Raw genomic sequence first — 25,359 nt, 5'->3', positions numbered from 1 at the left:
ATAATGAGGGATCTTCGTAGACAGGGATCGACATTTCTTTTAACCAACTGGAGAGAAGAAGGCAGGATTGGCAAAGGGTTACCAAGGTTTTAACCAAACGTTTGTGTAATAGGGAACCATTAGGAAAAGTAGGGGGAATTGTCTGTTCAAACGAAAAGGATAGAATTTTCCGGGAATTGACCGATTTTCTGCGAAATACTCTAGTGGTCCTCGACATTTTTTTTAGCAGTTTAGAAGAGAAACTCATATATCGATGCTATCTCTGCTTTATTAATTAAACGTTTGAATAGTATAGCCTATAGGGAATTTGGTCGAAATCTTGTCACTTTAGACCCTATAAAGACCGTAAACCTAAAGATTGCCTCTCAGGGTAGTATAACGTCATCAATATCTGTGGCGTTATAGTTTTAATGGAAAAAGCTTAGAGATAGTGGAAAAACTAAATCACATTTTAGGCATACATTGACGGAGCCCGCCGCTCAGAATAAGATGTGAGAAAAAAGAGCCCAATGGGAATGAATGACAGAAAAAACTCAGGTCATAAATTTGACAGCGCTATCATTTTTGGGTCCAACGCAGGAAAAGGGGAAGCATGCTTACATAAGCTTCAATATAAAAAAATAGACAGAGGGAGAGGAGAAACAATGAAAAACATGAAAAAGGGCTATTGGTGGCTGGTTTTCTTTTTATGCATCGTGATTGTGGTGTTATCACCTAACACTAGTTATGCCAAACAGCCAGAATCATCTTATTGGTATCCCGAACAATTATTGAACTGGACTCCAGAGAATGATCCGAATGCTGTGTTTAACCGCAGCCAAATTCCATTAGGCAAACGGGATGTGTTGTACAAAGTCAATGACCATGCCCAGTCAGATGCGAAGCTAGTGGCTTTATCTGCACTCAACCCCACAACAAGCGGTGTTCCTTCACAAGGCGGGAAAGAGTTTTTGGCGAATACCTTTAGCTATTGGCAATATGTTGACCTCATGGTGTACTGGGCGGGTTCTGCCGGTGAAGGGATCATTGTCCCGCCAAGTGCGGACGTCATTGATGCGGCTCATAAAAACGGTGTGCCCATTTTAGGAAACGTTTTCTTTCCGCCGACTGTATATGGCGGTAAGGTCGAGTGGCTGAACCAAATGCTGACTCAGGCGGGGGATGGCTCCTTTCCTGCTGCGGACAAGCTGATTGAAGCTGCACGCTATTACGGATTTGATGGCTGGTTTATTAACCAGGAAACCGAAGGTGGAAATGCTCAAACGGCTCAAAAGATGAAGGATTTCCTTGTCTATCTTCAGCAGCATAAGCCAGAAGGCATGCAGATCATGTGGTATGATTCGATGACGAAAGATGGGAAGGTTAGCTGGCAAAATGCGTTGAACAATCAAAACGCAAGCTTCCTGCAGGATGGGCAAACCCGTGTTTCTGACAGTATGTTTTTAAACTTCTGGTGGCGCAACCAGCAGTCTTCTTCTACTAAAGCCCAGGAACTTGGCAGAAGCCCGTATGATATTTTTACCGGGATTGATGTGGAAGCAAAAGGGACAAGTACAAATGTTCCTTGGGAGGGAATTTTCCCTGAGGGCAAAGCACCATTAACCTCTTTAGGAATTTATCGTCCGGATTGGGCCTTTAAAACGGCTTCCACGATGGAGGAGTTTTACCAAAAGGAAAATGAATTCTGGGTTGGAAAGTCCGGAAATCCGGCATCCACCAGCAATAACGGAACTTGGAAAGGGATGGCCAACTATTTTGCTGCTAAAACGGCCATTCAGGAACTTCCTTTTGTGACTCATTTTAATACAGGAAGCGGTAAGTTTTTTGCGACAGATGGAAATATGGTAAGCAAACAATCTTGGAATAACCGCAGTCTGCAGGATATCCTTCCGACTTGGCGCTGGCTGAAGGAAGGCGGACAATTGGTTGACGTCAATTTCGATTGGGATACGGCTTATGATGGCGGCAGTTCGCTAAGGCTTTCTGGAACAATTGAAGCGGACAACCCTACCCATATCAAGCTTTATAAAACCAACCTGCCGATCCAAAAGGATACGGAAATCTCGCTGACTTACAAAACAGATATGAAAAAACCAAACATGAAAGTAGGAGTCAGCTTCACGGACAATCCAGACCAATTTGTGTTTTTTGATGTGAAAAAACGAACGGACCAACCGTGGACTACTGACACTATTAAACTTAAAAAATATAGTGATAAAAAAATTGCGGCCCTTTCTCTTCTTGTTGAGAGTGACAAGGATGTGAAAGATTTTACGACCAATATCGGAGAAATCAAGATTTATAATAAACAGGAAAAACATGATTCCATCGATGCTCCGACTGAGGCAAAGGTCAATAAAGTGGAGTTTAACAAGGGAATCTACGCGGATGTCCCGCTTGCATGGAAGAAGTCTGATTCCGATGTGAGCCACTATGAAATTTACCGGAAGCTGCCGAACAATGAAAAAGAGTTTGTGGGCGCTACCCCTAATCAGGTTTATTACCTTTCTAATTTAAAGCGCAGCGGTAAAGAAAGCAGCACCACTTTGGAAGTCGTAGCGGTGAGCAAAGATTTCAAACGCAGCGAGCCAGCGGCTGTTACGTTCGATTGGCCCGCGTATCCAAAGCCGGAGGCCGATTTTAGTGCGGATAAAACGGTAGCGGCTCCAGGGCAGGAGATTCACTTTGTTAATAAGTCATCTGAAGTAACAGAAGAATGGGAATGGCAGTTTGAAGGCGGCACTCCAGCTGTGAGCCATGAGGAAAATCCGGTCGTCACGTATGATAAAGAAGGCGTTTACTCGGTGACCCTGATTGCGAAAAACAGCGAGGGCGAGAGTGTCCTCACTAAGAAGGAAATGATCACTATTTCTGAAGCGGCAAAGGACATTCAAAATGTGGCATTGAACAAGACTACCATCGCCAGCGGACAATGTTCTCCGACTGAAGCGGCGAAGTTCGCATTCGATGGCAAGGTAACGGATAACAGTAAATGGTGCGCCTTGGGGAATCCTCCGCATTGGTTACAGGTCGATCTTGGCGGTCAATATGCCATTTCCAAGTTTGTCATTCGCCATGCAGAGTCGGGCGGGGAGCCGCAAGCCTTTAACACCCAGGCATTTCGAGTTGAAGTAAGCACAGATGGAGAAAATTGGACAGAGGCGGTTAAGGTGACCGATAATACAGCGGCTGTTTCGGAGCACAGCATCACTTTAACAAACGCACGGTATGTCCGTTTGTGGGTTGACAAGCCGACCCAGGGCGGAGATACGGCTGCAAGAATTTATGAATTTGAAGTCCATGGATATCCCAATCCATAGTATGTGTGGAAGCAGGGACTGTTCTCCTGTTTCCTTTAATTTGAACACCAACACTATGATCAAAAGAAGGCTTCGGTAATTGGAAGTAATATAGATTAAGAGGAGGAGCAAGATGAGGAAAAAAGGAAGCAGGTTGTTCGGCCGCATTTTATCGGTATCGGCCGCCTTATTGTTACTAAGTTCAAATGGCGCACCTGGGGCAAAGGCCGCCGTGAATGGAGACGGGACGGACGTTGTCAATGAGAATTATGCGGACAAGCTCAGTCTAAAGCCGCTGGCACCAGCCTTTAGGGTTGACACACTTCTAAAGTGGTCACCTGAAAGTGACCCGGATGCTGAAATAAACCGGGCCAGCGTTCCATTAAATAAAAATCGCTTTAAAGGTTCCCAGGTTAATCCGCTGGCAAACCCAAAGGCTGGTATCACCTCTGCGGCGATTACAACGTGGAATCATGATGAAGCTAGTTCGGTCGGAAGCAATGAATTTAATGTATACGCTTTCGACAACTGGCAATTACTAGACTCCTATATTTACTGGGCAGGAACCAATGAAGGGATTTTTGCTATCCCTACACCGGATATTGTGGATGCCGCCCACCGGAATGGGGTGCCTGTTTATGCCACACTTGGTTTCCCATGGGGCAGGTCAGCTGAAGGAGTCGCCGAGATTGAAAAGTTCACACAACAGAAACAAGATGGCAGTTTCCCAGTGGCCGACAAGATGATTGAAGTGGCGGAATACTTTGGGTTTGATGGCTATTTTTTCAATCAAGAGACGTCTGGCGTTAGTAAAGAAACAGCCGAACGCATGAATGAAATGATGCGCTATATAAAACGAAATTCAAGTCTAAATGTCAGTTGGTATGATGCTCAGGACAATACTGGAGCCATCAACTATCAGGATTCCATCAACAGCAAAAATGACATGTATGTGAAGCCGGCAGAAGATGGAGTATCTGCCGTTGATGAATTCTTTTTAAACTATAACTGGACAACCAGTAAGATTAACACCACCGTAGAAACGATGAAAGGCCATAACCGCAGTCCGTTTGATGCCTATGCAGGTTTTGAAATTCAGCAGAATTCGTATAATACAAAAATTAATACCGATGCACTGCTAGATGAAAAGAAACAGCCAAAAGTATCGATTGCTCTTTATGCGCCGAATTCAACCATGGGATTAGCGGCTAATCCGGCCGACTTCCATGAAAAAGAAAACTACTTATGGACAGGTCCTCAAGGTGATCCTACCCTTGCCGATGATTCAGCAGATTGGAAAGGGATGGCGCGCTTTGTCTCGGATTCATCCGTTATTCAATCAAAGCCGTTTACCACTAACTTTAACAGCGGCCATGGAAAACAGTATTTTGTGAATGGAAAAGTTGCAAGCAGTCTTGAGTGGAATAACCGCTCCATCCAGGATATCATGCCGACCTGGCGCTGGTGGATCCGCAATGAAGGGAGCAGAATCAAGGTGGCCTATGATTTTGATAAAGCCTATAACGGGGGCAATTCGCTGAAATTTAGCGGTGCACTTGAACCGGGTTCTGTCAATGACACGATGCTTTACAGCTCAAAACTCCCTATTACGGACACAACAAAGGTCCGTGTCGTTTATCAAAACCAGTCGGGAGCTGATCTGTCGCTGGGTGTAGCCACTAGTGAAGACTATGCAAAAAGCAGCATGAACTATTATCCGCTGCCTAAATCGGGTGATGGCTGGCAGACAGCGGTTGTCGATCTCGGAAAGGATGCAGGGAAAACCGCCTATGCGTTAAGTCTGAAAATCAACAACTCTGAAAAAATGGAAGACTACTCGATTCATTTAGGCCAGCTGTCCGTCTATGATGCCGCAGATGCCGTGCTAACCAAACCGGCTGATGTAAAAATTCTGGAAAAGATGCCGAAAACAGCGTTTGAGGCCGAGGCCCGTCTAAGCTGGGCCGAGCAAAAGAATGTCTTGCATTATGAGGTTTACCAGGAGAATGCTGATGGCGTCGAAACTCTATTAGGAGTAACACCGAATAACTATTTCTATACACCAAACATTACGAGAACGATCGAAAATGCTTCCGATGATAACAAGACGAAACTGAAAGTGGTTCCGGTCAATCAGGATGATGTACGCGGTCAAGCTGCCACCATCTCTTTTGATTGGGGGATGGGTACGGATGCAACAGAGATCGAGAAGAATCCTACTTCTCCTAATGTGGCGTTCAACGCCAAGGTAACCTCTGTTTCCGCGGAAAATGCGGCAGAACCTGCCTCCAAAGCACTGGACGGAACCGCACTTGGCAATAGTAAATGGTGCGCAACCAATATGAAAACCGGTTATATGACCATTGATATTGGCGAGGAAAAAACGATTCGCCGCTGGCGCGTGGAACATGCTGAATATGGCGGGGAAGCCCAAAATATGAACACCGTGGATTTTGAGCTGCTTTATAAAAATAAAAACGGTGAATGGATCAGCGCAAAACGGATAACAGGCAATACGAAAGCTGTGACAGATGTAGTGTTAGATCAGCCTGTTACAGCAAGGGAATTCAAACTGCAAATTAATAATAGCGGTACTTCCCCATGGGGAGCGATCCGTATCTATGATTGGCAGTTGTTTGAAAGTGCTGCTCTGCCGAGAACAGAGAATGTGATGATGCATTTTGTAAAGGCGGAAAATCATGCAGGAGCCGAAGATCAGGTAACGGTTGACAGAGTGAAAAAAGGTCAAACGGTTCGATTATATAAGTCCTTGGATGCAAAGGATATTCTCGCAGAAAAGACGGCTGACCAAGACGGAACCATCGTATTTGAGAACCTTGATTTCGGTCCTGAGGCTGGAAGAGTCTATTATACCGTCCAGCAGGAAGATGAAAGGGAAAGTTTGAGGTTCAGTTCCGCTTATTTGAACGAACAGGTAACTGAAGTCATTCATCAAATCAGCGCGCTTCCTGATGTGGATGAGTTGACGCTTGCTGATAAGAATATGGTAAATGACTGCAAAGTTGCCTACAACAAGCTTCATCCAACTCTAAGGAACCAGGTAACTAACTATGACCGTCTGGTTCAGTTAATGGATCAAATGGAGGAATTAAAAAAGAGTTTTAATAATGGAAACCAAAAGAACGGTTAAATAGGAGTTGGGGGCGGACCTCATTGCACAATCGCAATGAGGTCTGCCCCCATTTTTCATGAACTATTTTTAGAAACACTGGAAAATCCATAGGACTTACGAGTAATCTATTGCTCCATTTTCTTGGATTGTTAAAATGAAATCAAAGTAAATGATAGCGTTTTCGTTTTGCTATTTTAAGAGAAAGCAGGTAAGAGTCAATGAAGAAAACAGCGCATATTATCTCACACTCCCATTGGGACAGGGAATGGTACTTGCCTTTTGAAAAGCACCGTTATTACTTCATAAAGTTGATGAATGAAATGATCACTCAGTTCAAAGAAGAAGGAAATGCCTTTCAAGCGTTCCATCTCGATGGCCAAACCGTTCTTTTGGAAGATTATTTTGCTGTACATCCGGAGAACAGGGAGATGGTCAAACAATTAATCGAAGAGAAAAAACTGCATATCGGACCGTGGTATGTGCTGCAGGATGCTTTTTTAACAAGCTCTGAAGCAAATGTCCGAAACCTGCAAATCGGTTTACATGATAGCAAAGCCTATGGGCATGTCTCAAAAATTGGCTATTTTCCTGATACCTTTGGCATTTACGGGCAGGCGCCCCAGCTTTTAAAGCAAGCGGGGATTGATACGGCTGCTTTTGGAAGGGGTGTCAAACCGACCGGATTTAATAACACCGTGTCAGATGCTCCCGAATATGAATCACCTTATTCCGAGATGATTTGGTCATCACCTGACGGCTCCACTGTATTAGGCATTCTTTTTGCCAATTGGTACTCGAACGGAAATGAAATCCCGGTGAACGATGTGGAAGCAAAAAAATTCTGGGATCAAAAGCTGCGTGAAGCAGAAAAATATGCGTCCACCAATCAGTTATTGTTTATGAACGGATGCGATCACCAGCCGCTGCAAAAGACCATTCCGAAGGCCATTGAAACCGCATCTGCTCTGTATCCTGAATACACGTTTAAGCATTCAAGTTTCGATGAATATACAGAAGCTTTAAAAGAAGCTCTTCCTGAGAAGCTGCAGGTCATTGAAGGCGAATTGCGCAATCAGCGGACCGATGGCTGGTCGACGCTAGTCAATACGGCATCCAGCCGGATTTATTTGAAGAAATGGAACAATCACTGTCAAACCTTTTTGGAAAAAATTGCCGAACCGATCGCCAGCATGGTCTTTTTAGCAGGCGGAACGTACCCAAGGGAATATCTCCGCTTCATGTGGAAATCATTGATGAAAAATCACCCGCATGACAGCATTTGCGGCTGCAGCGTGGATGAGGTGCACCGTGAAATGGTAACCCGCTTTGAAACCGTTTCGCAAATGGGAGAGGTGTTTGTCCAGGAACATGCAGCAGAGCTTGCTGAAAAAATTGATACCTCGAGCGCACCGGTGGGCGGAATTCCTCTTGTTGTCTTGAATACAACGGGATGGACCAAAAACGAAGTCGTCACAAAAACAGTCGATTTGGAGAAGGTGTATTTTTCCCAAATGCATTTCGAACAAATTCCAGTCTATTTACAGGACAAAGAGATGCCGGTCTACAAGCTGGTGGATCAAGCAGGCAAGACCATCAAATTTGATTTAGAAGACCCAGTGGTTGAGTTTGGCTATGATTTACCGGATGACAAATTCCGCCAGCCGTTTTTTGCTAAACGGGCTAAGCTGAGCTTCTTTGCAGATAATATACCGGCATTCGGTTACAAGACGTTCTATCTTGTTCCGTGTCAGGAATCTGCCGGGCAGCTTAACGGACACTCGGCCGATGATCGTCTGGTCATAGAAAATGAATATGTACGCATCCAGTTTCATGAGGATGGTACCTATGATCTTACGAATAAAGCGGACGGCAAGACCTTCTTCCATCTCGGAATCTACGAGGACACAGGGGATGTCGGAAATGAATATATGTTTAAGGAAGCAGAAGGACAGGATCCGATTACAACAAAGGGTGTTCCGGCCGAATTTCGTTTTATTGAAAAAACAGCTTTGCGTACGGAGCTTGAATTTACACATACCATCAAGATCCCGGTATCAGCGGACGATCAATTAGCGGACGAACGGAATCGCTTGATTTGGCACAAGGAAAGAAGGTCGGGCCGATCATCTGAAACTTGCGTCCTCACGCTGCGAACCGTTGTGACTCTTGAAAAAGGAATGAAGGGTCCTGCTTTTAAACTGACCATTGACAATCAAGCGGTCGATCATCGCCTGCGTGTTCTGTTCCCAACCGGATTGCAAACGGAAACACATCAGGCGGACAGTATTTTTGAGATTGCGAACCGCCCGAATACGCCGGAAAAGGAATGGGAGAATCCTAGCTTCTGTCATCATCAGCAGCGCTTCTCGAGCCTTTCGAATGGCGAGATAGGCTTAACCGTGGCCACGGATGGTCTTCAGGAATATGAAATCCTGCCAACGGATGGAACGATTGCCCTCACCGTCCTTCGTTCCACTGCAGAGCTTGGCGACTGGGGTTACTTCCCGACACCAGAGGCCCAGTGCCTAGGTATACAAACAGCCGAGTGGCAAGTGCTCATGCATGAAGAGGATGTGATTACGTCAAAAGCATTTGTGGATGCTTATCAATATAAAGTTCCCCTTCAGGTGATCCAGGCAAGCGCTCATGAAGGCACATTGCCAGCTGACCATCAGTTTGTCGAGTGGGAGTCTGAGGGCCTTGCGTGGTCATCGATGAAAGTGGCGGAAGAATGTGATGACGTGATGATCCGCTGGTTTAATCCGGCACCAGAAAGTCTTAGCCTTAAGGCATCAATACCTGATTTTTCAACTTACAAGAGTACGATACTTGAAGAACAAACCAATGAGTCCAGCGATCAGTATGATGTGGCTGGCTATGAAATTATTACACTAGGTTTTCAACCAAACAGATAGGAGAGGGAAAAATGACAGCCGTAATTCCAAAATCGATGCAAAAATTAATCCAGCATGTGAAGGAATATTTTCCTGGGGATGAAAAATTACACCGTATGTTTGAACAATGCTTTGTTAATACGTATACAACGACGTTGAAAAAATTAGAGGATGGAAAAACATTTGTCGTCACTGGAGACATCCCTGCGATGTGGTTAAGAGACTCTGCTGCCCAAGTACGCCCTTATTTGATCGCTGCAGAGGAGGACGCGGAGCTGGCCGATTTACTTGAAGGGGTTATTCGCCAGCAATTCGCGTTTATCTTACATGATCCTTATGCCAATGCCTTTAATGAAACGGCGAATGGCAAGGGGCACCAGAGCGATCTTACCCAGATGACGCCCCATATTTGGGAACGGAAATATGAAATTGACTCCTTATGCTATCCGATCCAGCTTGCCTATCTATTTTGGAAGTCAACAGGACGGACAGCTTATATAAAAGAAACGTTCCAAGAGGTGATCGAGACGATTATCCAGGTTTGGAGGACGGAGCAGGATCATGAAAAACAGTCTCCTTACCGATTTGAACGGGCCGATGTGCGCCAATCGGATACTTTAATCCGCGAAGGAAAAGGGGGGCGTGTGGTCCCAACCGGAATGACCTGGAGTGCGTTCCGTCCAAGTGATGATGCCTGCACCTACGGATACCTCGTCCCGGCCAATATGTTTGCTGTTGTCGTGCTAGGATATGCGGCGGAAATCTGTCACGAGGTGTTGAAGGATTCTTCCTTAAAAGTAGCGTGCTTACAGCTTCGTGAGGAAATCAGGCAGGGGATTGAACAATATGCGAAATTGGATCACCCGATCTATGGCGAGATGTATGTCTATGAAACAGATGGGGAGGGCCGAAGCCAGTTAATGGATGATGCCAATGTTCCAAGTTTGCTGGCAGCCCCTTATTTAGGATACCTGCCATTTGATGATCGGACGTATATCCATACACGAGAGTTCCTTTTGAGCAGGGATAATCCGTACTATTACGAAGGGAAGTATGCCAAGGGCATCGGCAGCCCGCATACGCCAGACCACTACATTTGGCATATCGCCCTGGCCATCCAAGGGATGACCTCGACGAGTGAGGACGAAAAGCAGCAGATCTTAGCTTATTTTAAAAACACAGATGGCGGTACGGATTTTATGCATGAAGGTTTTAACGCCGACAGCCCTGAGGAATTTACAAGGGACTGGTTTGCATGGGCGAACACGATGTTTAGTGAATTCGTGCTAAGTCTGACAGGGAAAGCAGTCAAAGGCAGTCCACTTGATCAACAATTTTTGAAAATTAATCAAGCGTAAGTTCATTTTGATCGACGATTGGAAAGGTTGGTGCCGGTATGGAAAAAAGTTCAAGGATCATCGGTGTTTGTGAGTGGATCTGGAGGGCAATCACAGCAAATGTATGCTGGATTGTCTTTACCGCCTTGGGATTAGGGGTGTTTGGCTTTTTCCCTGCCACTGTTGCCCTTTTTACAATTGTCCGGAGATGGCTGAGGAAGGATACCGATCTCCCTGTTTGGAAGACGTTTAAGCAAGTGTATTTCAAAGAATGGAAGCGAAGCAATGGAATAGGCCTTGTTTTTTACGGCATTGGCCTGTTTCTTTTTATCGATATCAGGATTACAGAGGGTTTTTTAACAGGTGTTTTAGGCAGTTTTATTTCGCTAATTCTTTACCTTTTAGTGATTGTCCTATTATTAGCGGCAGGCTATTTCTTTGCCATCTATGTGCATTATGAGTATTCCAATAAGGAATATATCAAGCAGTCCTTTTTCATGACATTGACCAGTTTGCCTTTCAGTCTATTGATTGGAATCGGGTTAATGGTGATTGGCTATTTGATTAATCGGTATCCAGGGCTCATCCCGTTTATTTCTGCGGTGGCTCCTGCTTATTGGATGATGAGGATTTGTCTTAGCCGGTTTACTCAATTGGAGAGGGTACATGTTGGTTAGTTTGTGCTGTTGAGTGTAGCTTTGATACGAGGCGAGGTGGGGCAATTCCTGAAATATGAAGGAACTGCTGATAAATACCGCAAAACTGCTGATAAACTCTATAAAACTGCTGATAAATTTCAAAAAACTGCTGATAAACTAAAAAAAACTGCTGATAAATCGATCAACCTATTTATTTAGAGTAAAAAAATACTCACATTCACGCCTTTTTGTGTTTAAACATAGCTAAAAAACATCTGCAACACTAAATCGACTACAATCTGGACAAAAACAGGGGGGATTACAAGTGCAACTATACTTTAAGGGAGACACATCTTCAATAACAGATGGACTGAAGCTGCTATCCAACCGATTCAATATTCAGCTTTCTACTGACGGTTATCCGATTCAAGTGAGAAATCAGCAAGGGCCGTTAAGGGCTGCAAATAAAAGTGGTCAAGGGGAGATTTCGTTTGAAAAGCCGATTCATTTTTTCCGAGCTTTAGGACTTTGGCTTGAGCATTTTCAAACAATCACCGAGTTCGACTTAACCGAAAACCCGCAGTTTACCATGAGTGGTGTGATGCTTGATGCTTCGAGAAATGCCGTTCCGACTGTCAACGAAGTAGAGAAGCTGCTCCAGCAGATGGCGGTGATGGGATTAGACACCCTGATGCTCTATACGGAGGACACGTACGAGGTAAAGGAATATCCGTATTTTGGCTATATGCGGGGAAGGTATACGTTAGAGGAGTTACGAGCATGTGATCAATATGCCGCAAATCTCGGAATTGAAATGATCCCTTGTATTCAAACGCTAGGCCACTTACGGGAAGCTCTTAAATGGAATTATGCTCAAAGCTTCAAAGACACAGATGACATCTTACTCGTTGATGAGCCCAAAACGTATGAGTTTTTAGAGAGCTGTCTAAGAGCAGCCTCAGAGCCATTTCGCACCAAAAGGATTCATATTGGCATGGACGAGACCTTTCAGCTTGGCCTAGGTAAGTATCTAGAAAAGCATGGGTTTGAAAACCATGTTGATCTGATGAATCGGCATCTCCAAAAGGTTGTCTCGATTACCGATAGGCTCGGGCTGAAACCGATGATTTGGAGTGATATGTATTTCCCGCTGTTTGCGGAAAACAGCCCCTATAAGGATGACAGCGGCAGCATTCGGAAGGATATATTAGAAGGAATCCCGGATGTGGAGCTTGTTTATTGGAACTATTATCGAAGCGAACAAGAAGTATATGAACAAGATTTTCAAAACCATAAGCTTCTCGGTTCCTCGCCGATTTTTGCCGGCGGGGCTTGGACATGGAATGGACTAGCGCCGAACTATGGCAAGGCGATTGCGACAACCGAAGCGGCACTAGCTGCCTGTAAACAGGAAGGAATTAAGGAAATCTTCGTAACGTTGTGGGGGGATAATGGGGCAGAAACGCCGTTTGCGGCCGCCTCTCCGATCTTGCAATTGTTTGCCGAGCACACCTATCAAAAGGAAGTGTCGATTGAAAAGGTGTCAGAGCGTTTTGAATTTTGCGGTGATGGACATTTTACAGATTTTATGAATTTAAAACTTTTGGATGAAACACCTGGTGTCATGAAGGATAACATGAATTCCTCGATGACGTCGAAAGTGTTGCTCTACCAAGATAGTTTAATCGGTTTATATGATGAGAACGTCCGCGGACTTGCTTTAGGAGAGCACTATCAGCAGCTGGTGCCCGTGTTTGAAAAAGCCAAGCAGGAGAATCCGGCATGGGAAGGCTTGTTTGATTTATATGAACAACTGGCGAGGGTTCTCGCTGACAAAGCGGAAATTGGCATCAACATCCTAGAGGCATATCGAAATTCCAATTATGAGCAAATGAAATCCATTCTTATTACCATGGATCGAATCCAAGCGAATGTTGATCTTTTAAGGAAAAAGCACCGAGACATCTGGTTTGCGGCGTACAAGCCATTTGGCTGGGAAGTGATCGATATTCGTTATGGCGGCATCCTAACTCGGATTGATTCTGTCAAATACCGAATTCAGGAGTGGCTCGAAGGAAGGATTTCCCGGATAGAGGAATTAGAAGAAATTCGCTTGCGTCATGATGGGCCATGGGAAATGGTTGACGGAGTGGCAGGCGGCAATGTGTATCACCGGATCGTCACCGCAGGAAACTTTTCATTATAATATCTAGTCCTAACGAGGTGAAATTATGTTTTTAACAGATAGAAAATTTGATGCACGTATCACGGAATTAGAGGGTTATCGGTATCGGGACTTGACGATGATCAACTCATTTTACGCACAGGAAGATGATGGGGCCATCGGTGCCTATCCTCCGGCTGCCTATAATGAACAACATGTGCTGAAAATCGGCGACTACTGGAAAGGCCGCGATCGCTATATTTGGCTTCATGCAGAGATTGATACTCATTTGCCCTATGCCGATCAGCAGATTGCCGGTCTTTTCTCATTTGGAAAAACGGGCGGGGGGAATAATTCAGGCTTTGAATCCCTTCTCTTTATCAATGGCAAGCCTTATCAAGGTGTCGATTCCAACCATGAAGAAGTCCTTTTTGATGACGAAACCGCTAAGGGGCCGATTCGCTTGGATTTCCGGCTCTGGTCAGGGCTTGAGGGCGGAGGAGAACCGAGGGAAAATGAATTTAAACTGGAAATGGCAGCGATCGGCTGGCTGGATCGTCGGGTAGATAACCTCTACTATACGCTTTTGGCCGCCTATGAGGCGTTAAAAGAAACAAGTGAGTCAGACTCCGCCTATCCCATTTTAAAAAAGTTGATCTCTAATGCCTTGCAGTTGATTAATTGGACCGAGCCCGGCAGTCCGGAGTTTTATCAGTCCTGTTATGTGGCAGAGGAAAGCCTTACAGAGGCGATTCAATCATTTTCCAAATCTTCCGATATCACCATCCACACAATCGGTCATACCCATATTGATGTGGCATGGCTTTGGCGCTTGAAAAATACAAGAGAGAAGGCTGCCCGTTCCTTTTCAACGGTCTTGCATCTAATGAAGCAATTCCCTGACTATTTATTCTTGCAAACACAGCCGCAGCTCTATGAGTATATCAAAACGGATTATCCTGAGATTTATGCTCAAATAAAGGAAAGAGTGGCAGAAGGCAAATGGGAAGCTGGCGGTGCGATGTGGCTTGAGGCTGATTGCAATATTCCGAGCGGCGAATCGCTTGTCCGCCAAATTCTTCACGGGAAAAACTTTTTTAAAGAAGAGTTTGGTGTTGATTGCAAGTATCTATGGCTGCCGGATGTGTTCGGCTACAGCTGGGCACTGCCGCAGATCTTAACAAAATCAGGCATCAAAACGATGATGACAACCAAAATCAGCTGGAATCAGTATAACCGGATGCCGCATGATACCTTTCACTGGAAAGGTATCGATGGGACGGAGATTTTAACGCATTTTATTACGACGCCGGAACCATGGAATTCCCCGGACTCTTGGTTCTATACGTATAATGGCTTTATTACGGCGAAAACGGTGAATGGTGCTTGGAAAGGGTATCGTGATAAGGACTTATCTAAAGATTTGCTTCTCTCCTATGGATATGGTGATGGCGGTGGCGGGGTCAACCGTCATATGCTAGAAATGCGCCGCCGATTTGATTCGCTGCCAGGGATGCCGAATGTGAAAACGGCGACAGCGGGGGAATTTTTTGACAAGCTCCACCAAAATGTATCAGAAGCAAATGGCTATATCCATAAATGGGATGGGGAGCTATATCTTGAATACCATCGGGGCACCTATACAAGCCAGGCCTTTATGAAGAGGATGAACCGAAAACTGGAGATTTTATATAGACGGGCGGAATTCCTCACTTCGTGGCTTTCTGAAAATGGAGAGTGGATCGGAAGGGATGAGCTGAAAGACGGCTGGAAAATTATCTTGCGTAATCAATTCCATGATATTATTCCCGGCTCCTCCATTCATGAGGTGTATGAGGATGCCAAGGAAGAATACGAAGAGGCGCATGAGTTAGTTCGAAACGTGGAATCCCGTATCATTGAGCATGGTGTGAACCAAGCTGACCGCTCTGTTGTGCTCTTTAACGCAACCCATCAGCAGAGTATGAGAAATGTGACAGTCCCCCAATTTGCCAATTATGCTGCTGGTGTTTGGAAAAACAGTAAGGGAGAAATCCTAACCCATCAAAAACGGGATAGCGGCTGGCTTATTGAGGTAGAAACCCTGCCATCCTTTGGTGCCAAGACTTTATATTTTGAGCCTGTGGGAACCGTGCAGGAAGCGGAATCGAATTTTACCTATCAGGAAGGTAAGTTGGAGACACCGTATTACCTTGTGGAATGGAATGAATTCGGCCAAATGACGTCCCTTTTTGATAAGGAAGCGGGGCGTCAGGTTCTCTCTGAAAATCAAAAGGGGAATATCCTGCAAATTTTTGAAGATAAGCCGCTTGCCCATGATGCCTGGGATATCGATCTTTTCTATCAAGAAAAAATGGAAGAAATCCGCCGGTTAGAGGCGTTTGAAGTAGTGGAGAATGGGGAATTGACGTTTACGATTCTTGCCAAGTGGACGTATCACCATTCTGAAATTTCTCAGCGGATGATATTCTACAAAAATGACCGCCGCATTGATTTTGATACAACGGTGGAATGGCATGAAAAGAGAAAATTACTGAAGGCAGCTTTCCCTGTGGATATCCGCGCAACCGAGGCGACCTATGATATTCAATATGGAAATGTGAAGCGCCCGACCCATTGGAATACCAGCTGGGATATGGCCAAATTTGAAACGGTTGCCCATCAATGGGCCGACCTGTCAGAGCCGGACTATGGGGTAAGTTTACTGAACGATTCCAAATATGGCCATGACATCAAAGAAAATACGATGAGGATCACTTTATTAAAAGCTGCGATTCATCCAGATCCACAAGCGGATCAGGGAACACATTCGTTTGTTTATTCACTTTATCCCCATATAGGGGATTGGCGCCAAGCGAAGACGGTTGAAAAAGCATGGGATCTAAATGACCCTATCCTGGCTGTGGAAGGGAAATGGGAAAAAGAGGAGTCATTCCTGGCAATCGATTCGGACCATGTTTGGATTGATGCGATTAAGCCGGCTCACGATGGCAATGGAATCATCATCCGCCTGCATGAATATGAAGGACGGAGGGGCAAGGTTACTCTAGAGATACCAAGAGGCATCACCTCATGGGTGGAGACCAATTTAATGGAAGAACCAATTGGAGAAGAATCTGCATCCCCAATTGAGGTTGAAATCAAGCCTTATGAGATTAAGACTTTAAGAGTCTTATAGGAAAAAAAATAACCGACTGGACCATTCCAGTCGGTTATTGTCTTTTTTCGCCTAATTGTTGTAAAAACTTCTAAGATTTTTGCACTTAATCCTAAATTAGTCAACTATAAATAGGCCGCTTTTCACTATAGAATAAAGGTATGGAAGTGCTTACATAAAAGCGGGAGGAGGACAAAGATGAAACGGATATTAAACGATCTTTATAAAAATCGAATTTGGCTGCTGATGGTTTTACCAGGCACCATTTGGCTGCTGCTATTCTCGTATTTGCCGATGTTTGGACAGGTTTTAGCCTTTAAAAAATTTCGGATTGATCCCGATGGCTTTTTTTCCAGCGTGATGAATAGTGAATGGGTTGGCTTAGACAACTTCAAATATCTATTTAGTACGAATGACGCCTGGATTATTACACGAAATACGATACTCTATAACGTTGTCTTTATTGTATTAGGGCTAGTAACTGCGGTGGCAACAGCCATCCTGCTCAGTGAGTTAATCAATAAGAGGCTGTCAAAGGTTTATCAAACCTCTATCTTGTTCCCACATTTTATTTCTTGGGTTATTGGCAGTTACTTTGTTTTCACTTTCTTAAGTACGGAACACGGTTTGTTAAATCATATTCTTGGCTGGTTCCATGTTGACCCTGTTTCGTGGTATAGCGAGTCGAAGTATTGGCCGTTTATTCTTGTATTTATGAGCATGTGGAAAGGGATAGGTTACGGCAGTATTGTTTATTTAGCATCCATCGTCGGGATTGATCGGAGCTATTATGAGGCAGCGATGATTGATGGCGCTTCCAAATGGAAGCAGATTAAACATGTTACCTTGCCAATGCTTAAACCTTTAATGATTATCTTAACGATCATGAATATTGGCCGGATCTTCAACTCGGATTTCGGATTGTTTTATCAAGTGCCAAGAGATTCAGGAGCTTTGTATGGAGTAACAAATGTTATTGATACATTCGTATACCGCGGTCTTATGAATCTTGGGGATATTGGGATGAGTACAGCGGCGGGTCTATACCAGTCGGCTGTTGGATTTATCCTTGTTATGATTACGAACTATATTGTACGAAAAGTGGATGAGGAAAGTGCCTTGTTTTAATGTTCATTTCTTTACGAAGGGAGGAAAAGTCGCCCGGCGGCTGCTTATATGCCAAAACTAGAACAAACCCATTCATCGCTTGCTATTTCAAAGCCAGTAGAAGAAATTAAAAGAGGGGTGACAAGGAAAAAGTATCGAGACCCTCAACATATGCATCCGGCCGCAAATGCCATTATTGCTGTGCTGCTAGGGATTCTCGCGGTTACATGTGTCTTTCCTTTTATCTATGTGATTATTATTTCGTTTACAAGTGAGGAAAGTATTGTCAGGAATGGTTTTCAACTGATCCCAAACGAATGGAGCATGGATGCTTATCGGTATCTATGGGGTATGAAGGAGTCCTTTTTCCGCTCTTATGGTGTCACGATTTTTATTACGATTTTCGGTACCATTATCAGTGTGTTCATGATAACCTTTTATGCCTACGCGATTTCAAGACCGCAATTTAAGTATCGAAAATTTTTCACATTCCTGGCATTCTTTACGATGCTGTTCAGCGGCGGGTTGGTACCGACTTACATCGTCGTCACTCAATTTTTACATTTAAAAAATTCAATTTGGGCGTTGATCCTTCCACTTGCAATGAATGCGTTTTATATTATCATCATGAGAACTTTCTTCTTAAAGTCTGTTTCTGAATCGATTTTAGAATCGGCCAGAATAGATGGAGCAAGTGAATGGCGGATCTTTTTCCAAATCATCTTCCCGCTTTCCTTACCGGGAATTGCTACGATTGCACTGTTTAGTACACTGGGTTATTGGAATGACTGGTTTACCGCTTTACTTTATATTGATGACCCTAATCTGGTACCGCTTCAAGCTTTACTGATGAAAATAGAGGCAAATCTTGAGTTTATGAGAAAAAATATGGATGTAGCTATCATGCAGACAAGTTTATTTGATACCATCCCGCAAGAATCAGCCAAAATGGCTATGGTTGTGATCGCCACCTTACCAATTGCAGTCTCGTACCCGTTCTTTCAAAAGTACTTTATTAGCGGACTGACCATTGGCGGCGTTAAAGAATAACTAACAGAAAGAGGAGAAAAGGAATGAAGACAAAGAAACTTGGTATTATTCTCGCATCCGTTCTGGCAGCCGGAACCCTATTATCTGCCTGCAGCAGCAAAGACAGTAGCACATCAGAAAAGGGCGGTAAAAATGGAGCGCCATATGAAATTAAATGGTACACCATTGGAACCCCGCAAAAAGATACTGATAAGGTTTTTGCAGAGGTGAACAAATATACAAAGAAAAAAATCAATGCCACAGTGAAAATGACGCAAATTGACTGGGGCGATTGGGATCAAAAGTCACAAGTAATGATTAATTCAGGGGAATCCTTTGATATTATTTTTACAAATGGCACCTCTTACGTTCAAAATGCCCAAAAAGGTGCATTCCTCGCCATTGATGATCTGTTGAATAAGGAAGGGAAAGCACTAAAGGACGTAATCAACCCTGACTTATTAGAAGGAAATAAAGTTGACGGTAAACTTTACGGCGTCCCTACGAACAAAGAGGTGGCCAGACAAGATGTATATACATTTAACAAACGCCTTGTTGATAAATATAAATTTGATCTTTCGAAGGTAAAAACGTTGCAAGACCTTGAGCCAATGCTGAAGACGATTAAAGAAAATGAATCTGGTGTTACACCAATGGCAACCTTTAAAGCACCTTTACGCTTTGACTATGTCTTCAATAATGAAATGCCTTTTGCCTTCCCGTTTGAAGGTGATACTAACAAAGTGGTCAATCCATTTGATACGGATGCTGCTATGAAACAATTTAAAACCATGCGCGAGTACTATAAAGCTGGCTATCTTAAAGAAGATGCCGCAACAAGTAAAGACAGCTGGCCAATGGATGTACAAAACTGGTTTGTCCGCATGGGCGGTTCCCAGCCATATGCTGATTTACTATGGTCCCGTTCTGCCAAGTATGAAGTAGTATCTGTTCCTGCTGAACAACCAACGATTGTAAATGATTCTGTTTCTGGTTCGATTCAAGCGATTTCAGCAACATCTAAGAATCCGAAAAAAGCCATGGAATTTTTAACGCTGCTCAATACAGATTCATATCTCCGCAACCTTGTTGATAAAGGAATTGAAGGAGTACATTACAAGAAGAATGCAGATGGCACGATTGAAGACCTGCCTGCACGTATCGACGGATATAATATGCCATCTTACTCCTTAGGCAACCACTTTATCTTGGATTTGTACAAGGACGATCCAAAAGATAAATGGGAAAAGTTCAAGGAATTTAACGCTTCTGCTGTAAAGGCACCATCACTTGGTTTCAAATTTAACAGTGATCCAGTTCGCTCAGAGCTTGCTTCCATTACCAACATCTCGAAAGAGTTTTACCCGGCATTGGCCACAGGTTCGGTTGATCCGGAAACATACCTGCCAAAATTCAATAAAAAGCTGAAAGAGGCTGGACTTGACAAGGTGTTAAAAGAAATTCAAAAGCAATATGATGAGTGGAAAAGCTCACAAAAATAAGTAAAATAAAATCAAGCTGGGTGGAGTATTCCGGCTTGATTTTATTTCGACAGGTAAGAAAGTATAAAAGTTTTTACCTAGAGAATTGTCCAGCTCCAGCGCCTAGCCCCTCGAGGTCACAAGTCAATCCGTCCAAAAGGTTAAAGAGCAACCTTTCGGCCGGCTCGTCTTGTGCTTGTCGGGGCTGATCAAGGCGCTTATGCTCTCCTGCCATTAGGATGAATTTACCTGGAACGGCAAAGGAAGTTAGCTAGTCTTCGGTCCTCTCTATTGTGTTACACTTGAACTGAAAAATATGGACAACCCGAGGGATTGGAAAAATGAAATTGAAACAAAACAGCCGTTTTCATCAAAAAATATTTAATAAACTTTTTTTAACTTCCTCCATTACGATTATTGTAACGGTAATCGTCTTAATTGTGACTATTACAAACTATTATTCTGATATCATCATTCAGAAGGAAGTCAATGTGAATACTAGGACGATCGAACGGGTAGAGGATTATTTTTCTGCCAAAGATTCAGATATTAATAAAGCGATCAGGGATATTTACGTTCAAGGGGATCTGATCGATGATATCTCCTTTGCCCTCCATAATGGGTATGGGAAATATTTAGAATACCGCCTTGATCGATTTTCGGAGGACCGCACGTATTTTCCTAACAATCTTGATACCTATTTTAATGGCTTTTTTAGTCAAGACAGTGATATTAACGCCATTAGCTTACGTTCATTGGATCGTGAAGGAATCGAATATTTACTTATCAATAATTATCTTCGCTGGAACAAGAGTATTGTTGAACCGAAACCGTATACACATGATACCATGCCGGGGGGATACTCTAATCTAAATGAAACCGGACTGCCGCAAGGGCGGGAATTAAAAGATACCATTACAAAAAAGGTGGTCATTAATAACCCAGTCACGCTTGAGAAACTTGGGGAAATCTCCATCTATTACTCTACTGAACATTTAGATAAGATGGTCAAAAGGGAGGAAGGTGCACCGGCTTCTTTCTTTTTAATCGACAAAGACGGCCAAATTGTTTATTCGCATAATGAGGGAGTCCCTCTCGCTCTTGTCCATCAATTAAAACAAGAAACAAATGAAACGAAGATCAAGTATAAATCTGAAAAGTATTATGTCAATACCATCGCTAACAAGGGTGATTATACGTTTGTCAGTATTATTACCGACCAAGGGTGGCAAAAGTTATCCATTGTCAGGGGAACCATGTGGGTCGTAATCATTTTACTTATTATGGCGGCCATTTTACTGTCTTATTCGTTTATGCAAAATTATTCGAAACGGATTAATAAGATTGTTTCGACGATTCGTCAAGTGGAAAAGGGGAACCTGGATGCACGGATTCCCGAGTCCAAACATGAAGATGAATTATCGAGCATTGCCTCTAATATGAATTCCATGCTTAATGAATTGAATAATTATATAGAACAATTTTACATGCTCAATATGAAGCAGCAGCAGGCGGAATTAAAAGCGCTTCAAGCTCAAATCAATCCTCATTTTTTATTCAATACGCTTGAAGCAATCAGAATGGTAGCGGTCTTGGAGGGCTCCAAAACGTCCAGTAAAATGATTTTTCATTTATCCAAATTGTTTCGCTACTCGCTGGAATCAAAGGATACCGTCCCATTCTATACCGAAGTGGAATATGTCAAACAATATTTAACCTTAATGCAGTTTAAGCATCCGGATAAGCTCGAGGTCCATTTCGATATTCCAGACGAGGTAGAACAAACACCTGTTCAAAAATTGATCCTTCAGCCGATTATTGAGAATTACTTTATTCATGGTTTTAAAAAGGAGCGGTCTGATAATGAATTAACCATTTATGGGGCCAATCTTGGTGGAAAAATCGAAATTTGTATAGAAGATAACGGTAAAGGTATGTCTGAAGATGAACTGGCCAAAGTTGTTCAACATATTAATGGTGAAGAGGGCGATGAAATGAAATCAATCGGGTTAAGAAATATCCATCAACGTTTGAAACTCAAGTATGGGGACCAGTTTGGGCTCTCGTTAAAAAGCAGCAAAGACACAGGAACAAGGGTCACTTTGTCCATTCCAGTGCAGGGCCTTTACCATGTTTAAGGTGTTACTTGCTGATGATGAACCCATCATCACAAAAGGACTGGCGGCCATCTTGGATTGGGAAGATTACGGGTTTGAAATCGTCCATACAGCAGAAAGCGGGGAGGAGGCGCTCTCCTATATTAAGAAATATCCCATCGATTTCCTCATCACGGATATATTGATGGGGGAAATGTCCGGCTTAGACCTGATACAAGAGGTAAATAGCATCCGGCCTGAGACCAAAAGTATGGTTTTAACAGGATATCAAGAGTTTGATTTTATCAAGCGAGGGTTGTTATTAGGAATTGAAAATTATTTGGTAAAGCCTGTGGATGAAGAGGAATTATTGACAACGCTTCAAGTCCTCGGAAGGAAATTAAAAGCTGAAGCAGCAGGCAGCAAGGCACAAGAAACAGCCACCCTGCTGGACAATACATTATGGAGTTATCTAAATGGCGAAATGGACAGGCATAACTGCCTCGAAAGATTGGCCCTATACCAAATCGAATTTAACCAGACAATGTACGCGGTTTCAATCCTAACTATTGAACATTACCACAATCCAGAGGTTGTTAATGGTGTCAGGCACCATATTGAAGAGCAATACTCGGCATTATGTTTCTATAGTCCTAATCAAGAGATTGTGATTTTTTTCGGCGGTGCGAGTGAAGAGGAGCTGGAAAAGCAGCATCAAAGCCTTGTGGAGGACCTCCGCAATGAACAAAGAAGGACAGGCTTATTCTATTTGGCGATGGGAAAGACCGTCTGTACGATGGATGAATTTGAAGAAAGCTTTATGGTGGCTAGGGAACATAGCTCTCTTCAGCTATACTCAGAACCGAATGTGCTCCTGACAGATAAACTAGCAGTCGACCGCCAGGAAGATCTGAAACGTCAGCAGGAGTTCAAGGAAACTATTGTAAAACAGCTCATGAACGAGGAGGAAGAATCATTAAAATTGATTGATTTGTTCTTTAAGGGATTAACAGAAAAATCAACCATCATCTCCCCTCATGTGGCAAAAAAATATACCTTTGATTTAATTTCTTATATTCATTATTCCCTGCAGCCGGATGACCTTTCGCTTTATACCGCTGTCGTTGAACGGATTGTTTATTGTTCGGATATCGGGCAGATGAAGACCATCTTGACTGAATATTGCTACGAGCTAATCCTGACCATTCATAATCATGTTCATTTGCGAAGCCCGATTGTGCAGAATGTGCTCCAGTACATCCATGCCCACTATGACCAGGGGCTGTCCTTAAAAACACTGGGGCAGCAGTTCCATGTCAATGCCATTTATCTGGGGCAGTTGTTTCAAAAGGAAGTAGGGGTTGTCTTTTCAGAATATCTTAATCGCTACCGATTGGAGAAAGCAAAGGAATTACTGAAAACCACCCATTATCGGGCCGGGGATATAGGAAAAAAAGTCGGGTATTCTGATACTACTTACTTTTATAAGCAATTCAAGAAAATCATTGGCACGACACCGAGTGAGTGGAGGAAAATTTAATCGTGCATGACCATTTAATAGAGAGAAGCGGTGATATTGATGGAAAAACATATTAACCAACCAAACTATCGTTTTCCTGAAAAGTTTTGGTGGGGAAGTGCCGCATCCGGTCCGCAAACGGAAGGGGCAGCAATGACTGATGGAAGAAAGCAAAGTATCTGGGATTATTGGTACAGCGTGGAGCCTGATTGTTTTCATCATCAGGTCGGTCCGGAACAGACATCGGATTTCTATCATCGGTTTAAAGAAGATATTCAGTTAATGAAGGAAACGGGTCATAACTCCTTTCGGACCTCGATTCAATGGTCCCGGTTAATTCCGGACGGAACTGGGGAAGTAAACGAGAAGGCCGTTGCCTTTTACAATCAAGTCTTCGATGAGCTGCTGGCCCAGGAAATAGAGCCGTTTGTGAATTTATACCATTTTGATATGCCGATGTGTATGCAGGAAAAAGGCGGCTGGGAAAGCCGGGAAGTCGTCGATGCCTATGTGAATTATGCAAAAACCTGCTTCCGTTTATTTGGAGGTCGCGTCAAATATTGGTTTACCTTTAACGAACCGATTGTTCCAGTCGAGGCAGGCTATTTATATAATTGGCATTATCCCAATGTAACAGATTTCAAACGGGCGGCCGTTGTTACCCACCATACGATTGTGGCCCATGCCAGGGCGGTAGAGGCCTTTAAAAAAGAGAAGGGAGAGGGGAAAATCGGCATCATCCTAAACTTAACGCCAACCTATCCAAGAAGCAAGGATGATTCGGAGGATGTAGCCGCAGCAATATTATCGGATCTGTTCTTTAACCGCAGTTTTCTTGATCCAGTCACAAAAGGGGAGTATCCGCGTGACTTGGTTGATCTATTAAAAGAAAGAGACCTGCTTCCAACGGTGGAGGCCGGTGATTTGGAAGTGATCAGAGAGAATCCGATTGATATTCTAGGTGTGAACTACTACCAGCCGCGCCGTGTAAAAGCGAAGGAGAAGCCGGAGCCTGAGAATACTCCGTTTATGCCAGAACATCTATTTGATCCTTATATCATGCCAGGGCGGAAAATCAATCCGCATCGCGGCTGGGAGATATGCGAGGAAGTCATCTATGACATTATGATCGATCTTCGTGACTATTATGGGAATATCCCCTTCTTCATCTCGGAGAATGGCATGGGGGTTGAGGGAGAAGAGAAGTTTCGCAACAAAGAAGGATTCATTGAGGATGACTACCGGATTGAGTTTGTGAAAGAACACTTAAAGTGGGTACATAAAGGAATTCAGGAAGGAGCCAATTGTCTAGGATATCATATCTGGACATTCATGGATAACTGGTCTTGGACAAACGCCTATAAGAACCGCTACGGATTGGTAGAAGTAGATTTGAAGAATGGTCTAAAACGGACCCTAAAAAAATCCGGCCGATGGTATAAGCTACTGGCAGAGAACAATGGATTTTAAGCTTGGCGGGACGAACAATTTTACACGTAGGGGGA

13 protein-coding genes are annotated in these 25,359 nt (G+C 43.6%); all 13 read left to right on the top strand.

The genetic code is table 11. The annotated features are described in order from the left end of the window. The first annotated feature begins 644 nt into the window (after nt 1-644). Complete coding sequence (locus L1999_RS27355) at nt 645-3,320, top strand: endo-beta-N-acetylglucosaminidase (RefSeq protein WP_235741408.1); 2,676 nt, start codon at nt 645-647, stop codon at nt 3,318-3,320. Nucleotides 3,321-3,432: 112 nt separating this feature from the next. Next, complete coding sequence (locus L1999_RS27350) at nt 3,433-6,450, top strand: endo-beta-N-acetylglucosaminidase (RefSeq protein WP_235741407.1); 3,018 nt, start codon at nt 3,433-3,435, stop codon at nt 6,448-6,450. Between the two features lie 200 nt (nt 6,451-6,650). After that, the gene (locus L1999_RS27345; protein ID WP_235741406.1) at nt 6,651-9,347 is read left to right on the top strand and encodes an alpha-mannosidase; all 2,697 of its coding nucleotides are present in this window, start codon (nt 6,651-6,653) and stop codon (nt 9,345-9,347) included. An 11-nt stretch (nt 9,348-9,358) separates the two neighbouring features. Beyond that, nucleotides 9,359-10,684, top strand: a complete 1,326-nt coding sequence (locus L1999_RS27340) for a glycoside hydrolase family 125 protein (RefSeq protein WP_235741405.1) — start codon at nt 9,359-9,361, stop codon at nt 10,682-10,684. A 38-nt stretch (nt 10,685-10,722) separates the two neighbouring features. Beyond that, entirely contained in the window at nt 10,723-11,340 is a 618-nt protein-coding gene (locus L1999_RS27335; protein WP_235741404.1) for a YesL family protein, read from the top strand. Between the two features lie 286 nt (nt 11,341-11,626). Continuing rightward, nucleotides 11,627-13,507, top strand: coding sequence for a beta-N-acetylhexosaminidase (locus tag L1999_RS27330; protein WP_235741403.1), 1,881 nt, complete (start codon nt 11,627-11,629; stop codon nt 13,505-13,507). Between the two features lie 25 nt (nt 13,508-13,532). Continuing rightward, nucleotides 13,533-16,643 (top strand): alpha-mannosidase, encoded by a 3,111-nt coding sequence (locus L1999_RS27325; protein WP_235741402.1) that lies wholly within the window; start codon nt 13,533-13,535, stop codon nt 16,641-16,643. Between the two features lie 177 nt (nt 16,644-16,820). Continuing rightward, entirely contained in the window at nt 16,821-17,750 is a 930-nt protein-coding gene (locus tag L1999_RS27320) for an ABC transporter permease (protein ID WP_235741401.1), read from the top strand. Between the two features lie 150 nt (nt 17,751-17,900). After that, complete coding sequence (locus L1999_RS27315) at nt 17,901-18,779, top strand: carbohydrate ABC transporter permease (RefSeq protein ID WP_345790914.1); 879 nt, start codon at nt 17,901-17,903, stop codon at nt 18,777-18,779. A gap of 23 nt (nt 18,780-18,802) precedes the next feature. Then, on the top strand, nt 18,803-20,260 hold the full coding sequence (locus tag L1999_RS27310; RefSeq protein ID WP_235741400.1) for an ABC transporter substrate-binding protein: 1,458 nt from the start codon (nt 18,803-18,805) through the stop codon (nt 20,258-20,260). A gap of 320 nt (nt 20,261-20,580) precedes the next feature. Beyond that, nucleotides 20,581-22,377 (top strand): sensor histidine kinase, encoded by a 1,797-nt coding sequence (locus tag L1999_RS27305; protein ID WP_235741399.1) that lies wholly within the window; start codon nt 20,581-20,583, stop codon nt 22,375-22,377. After that, nucleotides 22,370-23,875, top strand: a complete 1,506-nt coding sequence (locus L1999_RS27300; protein ID WP_235741398.1) for a response regulator transcription factor — start codon at nt 22,370-22,372, stop codon at nt 23,873-23,875. The genes L1999_RS27305 and L1999_RS27300 overlap by 8 nt, the downstream gene beginning before the upstream one ends. A 39-nt stretch (nt 23,876-23,914) precedes the next feature. Continuing rightward, entirely contained in the window at nt 23,915-25,324 is a 1,410-nt protein-coding gene (locus L1999_RS27295; protein WP_235741397.1) for a glycoside hydrolase family 1 protein, read from the top strand. The last annotated feature ends 35 nt before the right edge of the window (nt 25,325-25,359 follow it).

Origin of the sequence: Neobacillus drentensis, assembly GCF_021560175.1 — a bacterium.
Classification (GTDB): Bacteria; Bacillota; Bacilli; order Bacillales; family Cytobacillaceae; genus Neobacillus; species Neobacillus drentensis_A.
Note: the sequence above shows the minus strand (reverse complement) of the source record. Positions and strands in the feature narration are given on the sequence as shown.

Bases quoted from the DNA above. Each gene is read 5' to 3' on its own strand.
- L1999_RS27355 (WP_235741408.1), top strand. From the start codon at position 645: ATGAAAAACATGAAAAAGGGCTATTGGTGGCTGGTTTTCTTTTTATGC.
- L1999_RS27350 (WP_235741407.1), top strand. From the start codon at position 3,433: ATGAGGAAAAAAGGAAGCAGGTTGTTCGGCCGCATTTTATCGGTATCG.
- L1999_RS27345 (WP_235741406.1), top strand. From the start codon at position 6,651: ATGAAGAAAACAGCGCATATTATCTCACACTCCCATTGGGACAGGGAA.
- L1999_RS27340 (WP_235741405.1), top strand. From the start codon at position 9,359: ATGACAGCCGTAATTCCAAAATCGATGCAAAAATTAATCCAGCATGTG.
- L1999_RS27335 (WP_235741404.1), top strand. From the start codon at position 10,723: ATGGAAAAAAGTTCAAGGATCATCGGTGTTTGTGAGTGGATCTGGAGG.
- L1999_RS27325 (WP_235741402.1), top strand. From the start codon at position 13,533: ATGTTTTTAACAGATAGAAAATTTGATGCACGTATCACGGAATTAGAG.
- L1999_RS27320 (WP_235741401.1), top strand. From the start codon at position 16,821: ATGAAACGGATATTAAACGATCTTTATAAAAATCGAATTTGGCTGCTG.
- L1999_RS27315 (WP_345790914.1), top strand. From the start codon at position 17,901: ATGCATCCGGCCGCAAATGCCATTATTGCTGTGCTGCTAGGGATTCTC.
- L1999_RS27310 (WP_235741400.1), top strand. From the start codon at position 18,803: ATGAAGACAAAGAAACTTGGTATTATTCTCGCATCCGTTCTGGCAGCC.
- L1999_RS27305 (WP_235741399.1), top strand. From the start codon at position 20,581: ATGAAATTGAAACAAAACAGCCGTTTTCATCAAAAAATATTTAATAAA.
- L1999_RS27300 (WP_235741398.1), top strand. From the start codon at position 22,370: ATGTTTAAGGTGTTACTTGCTGATGATGAACCCATCATCACAAAAGGA.
- L1999_RS27295 (WP_235741397.1), top strand. From the start codon at position 23,915: ATGGAAAAACATATTAACCAACCAAACTATCGTTTTCCTGAAAAGTTT.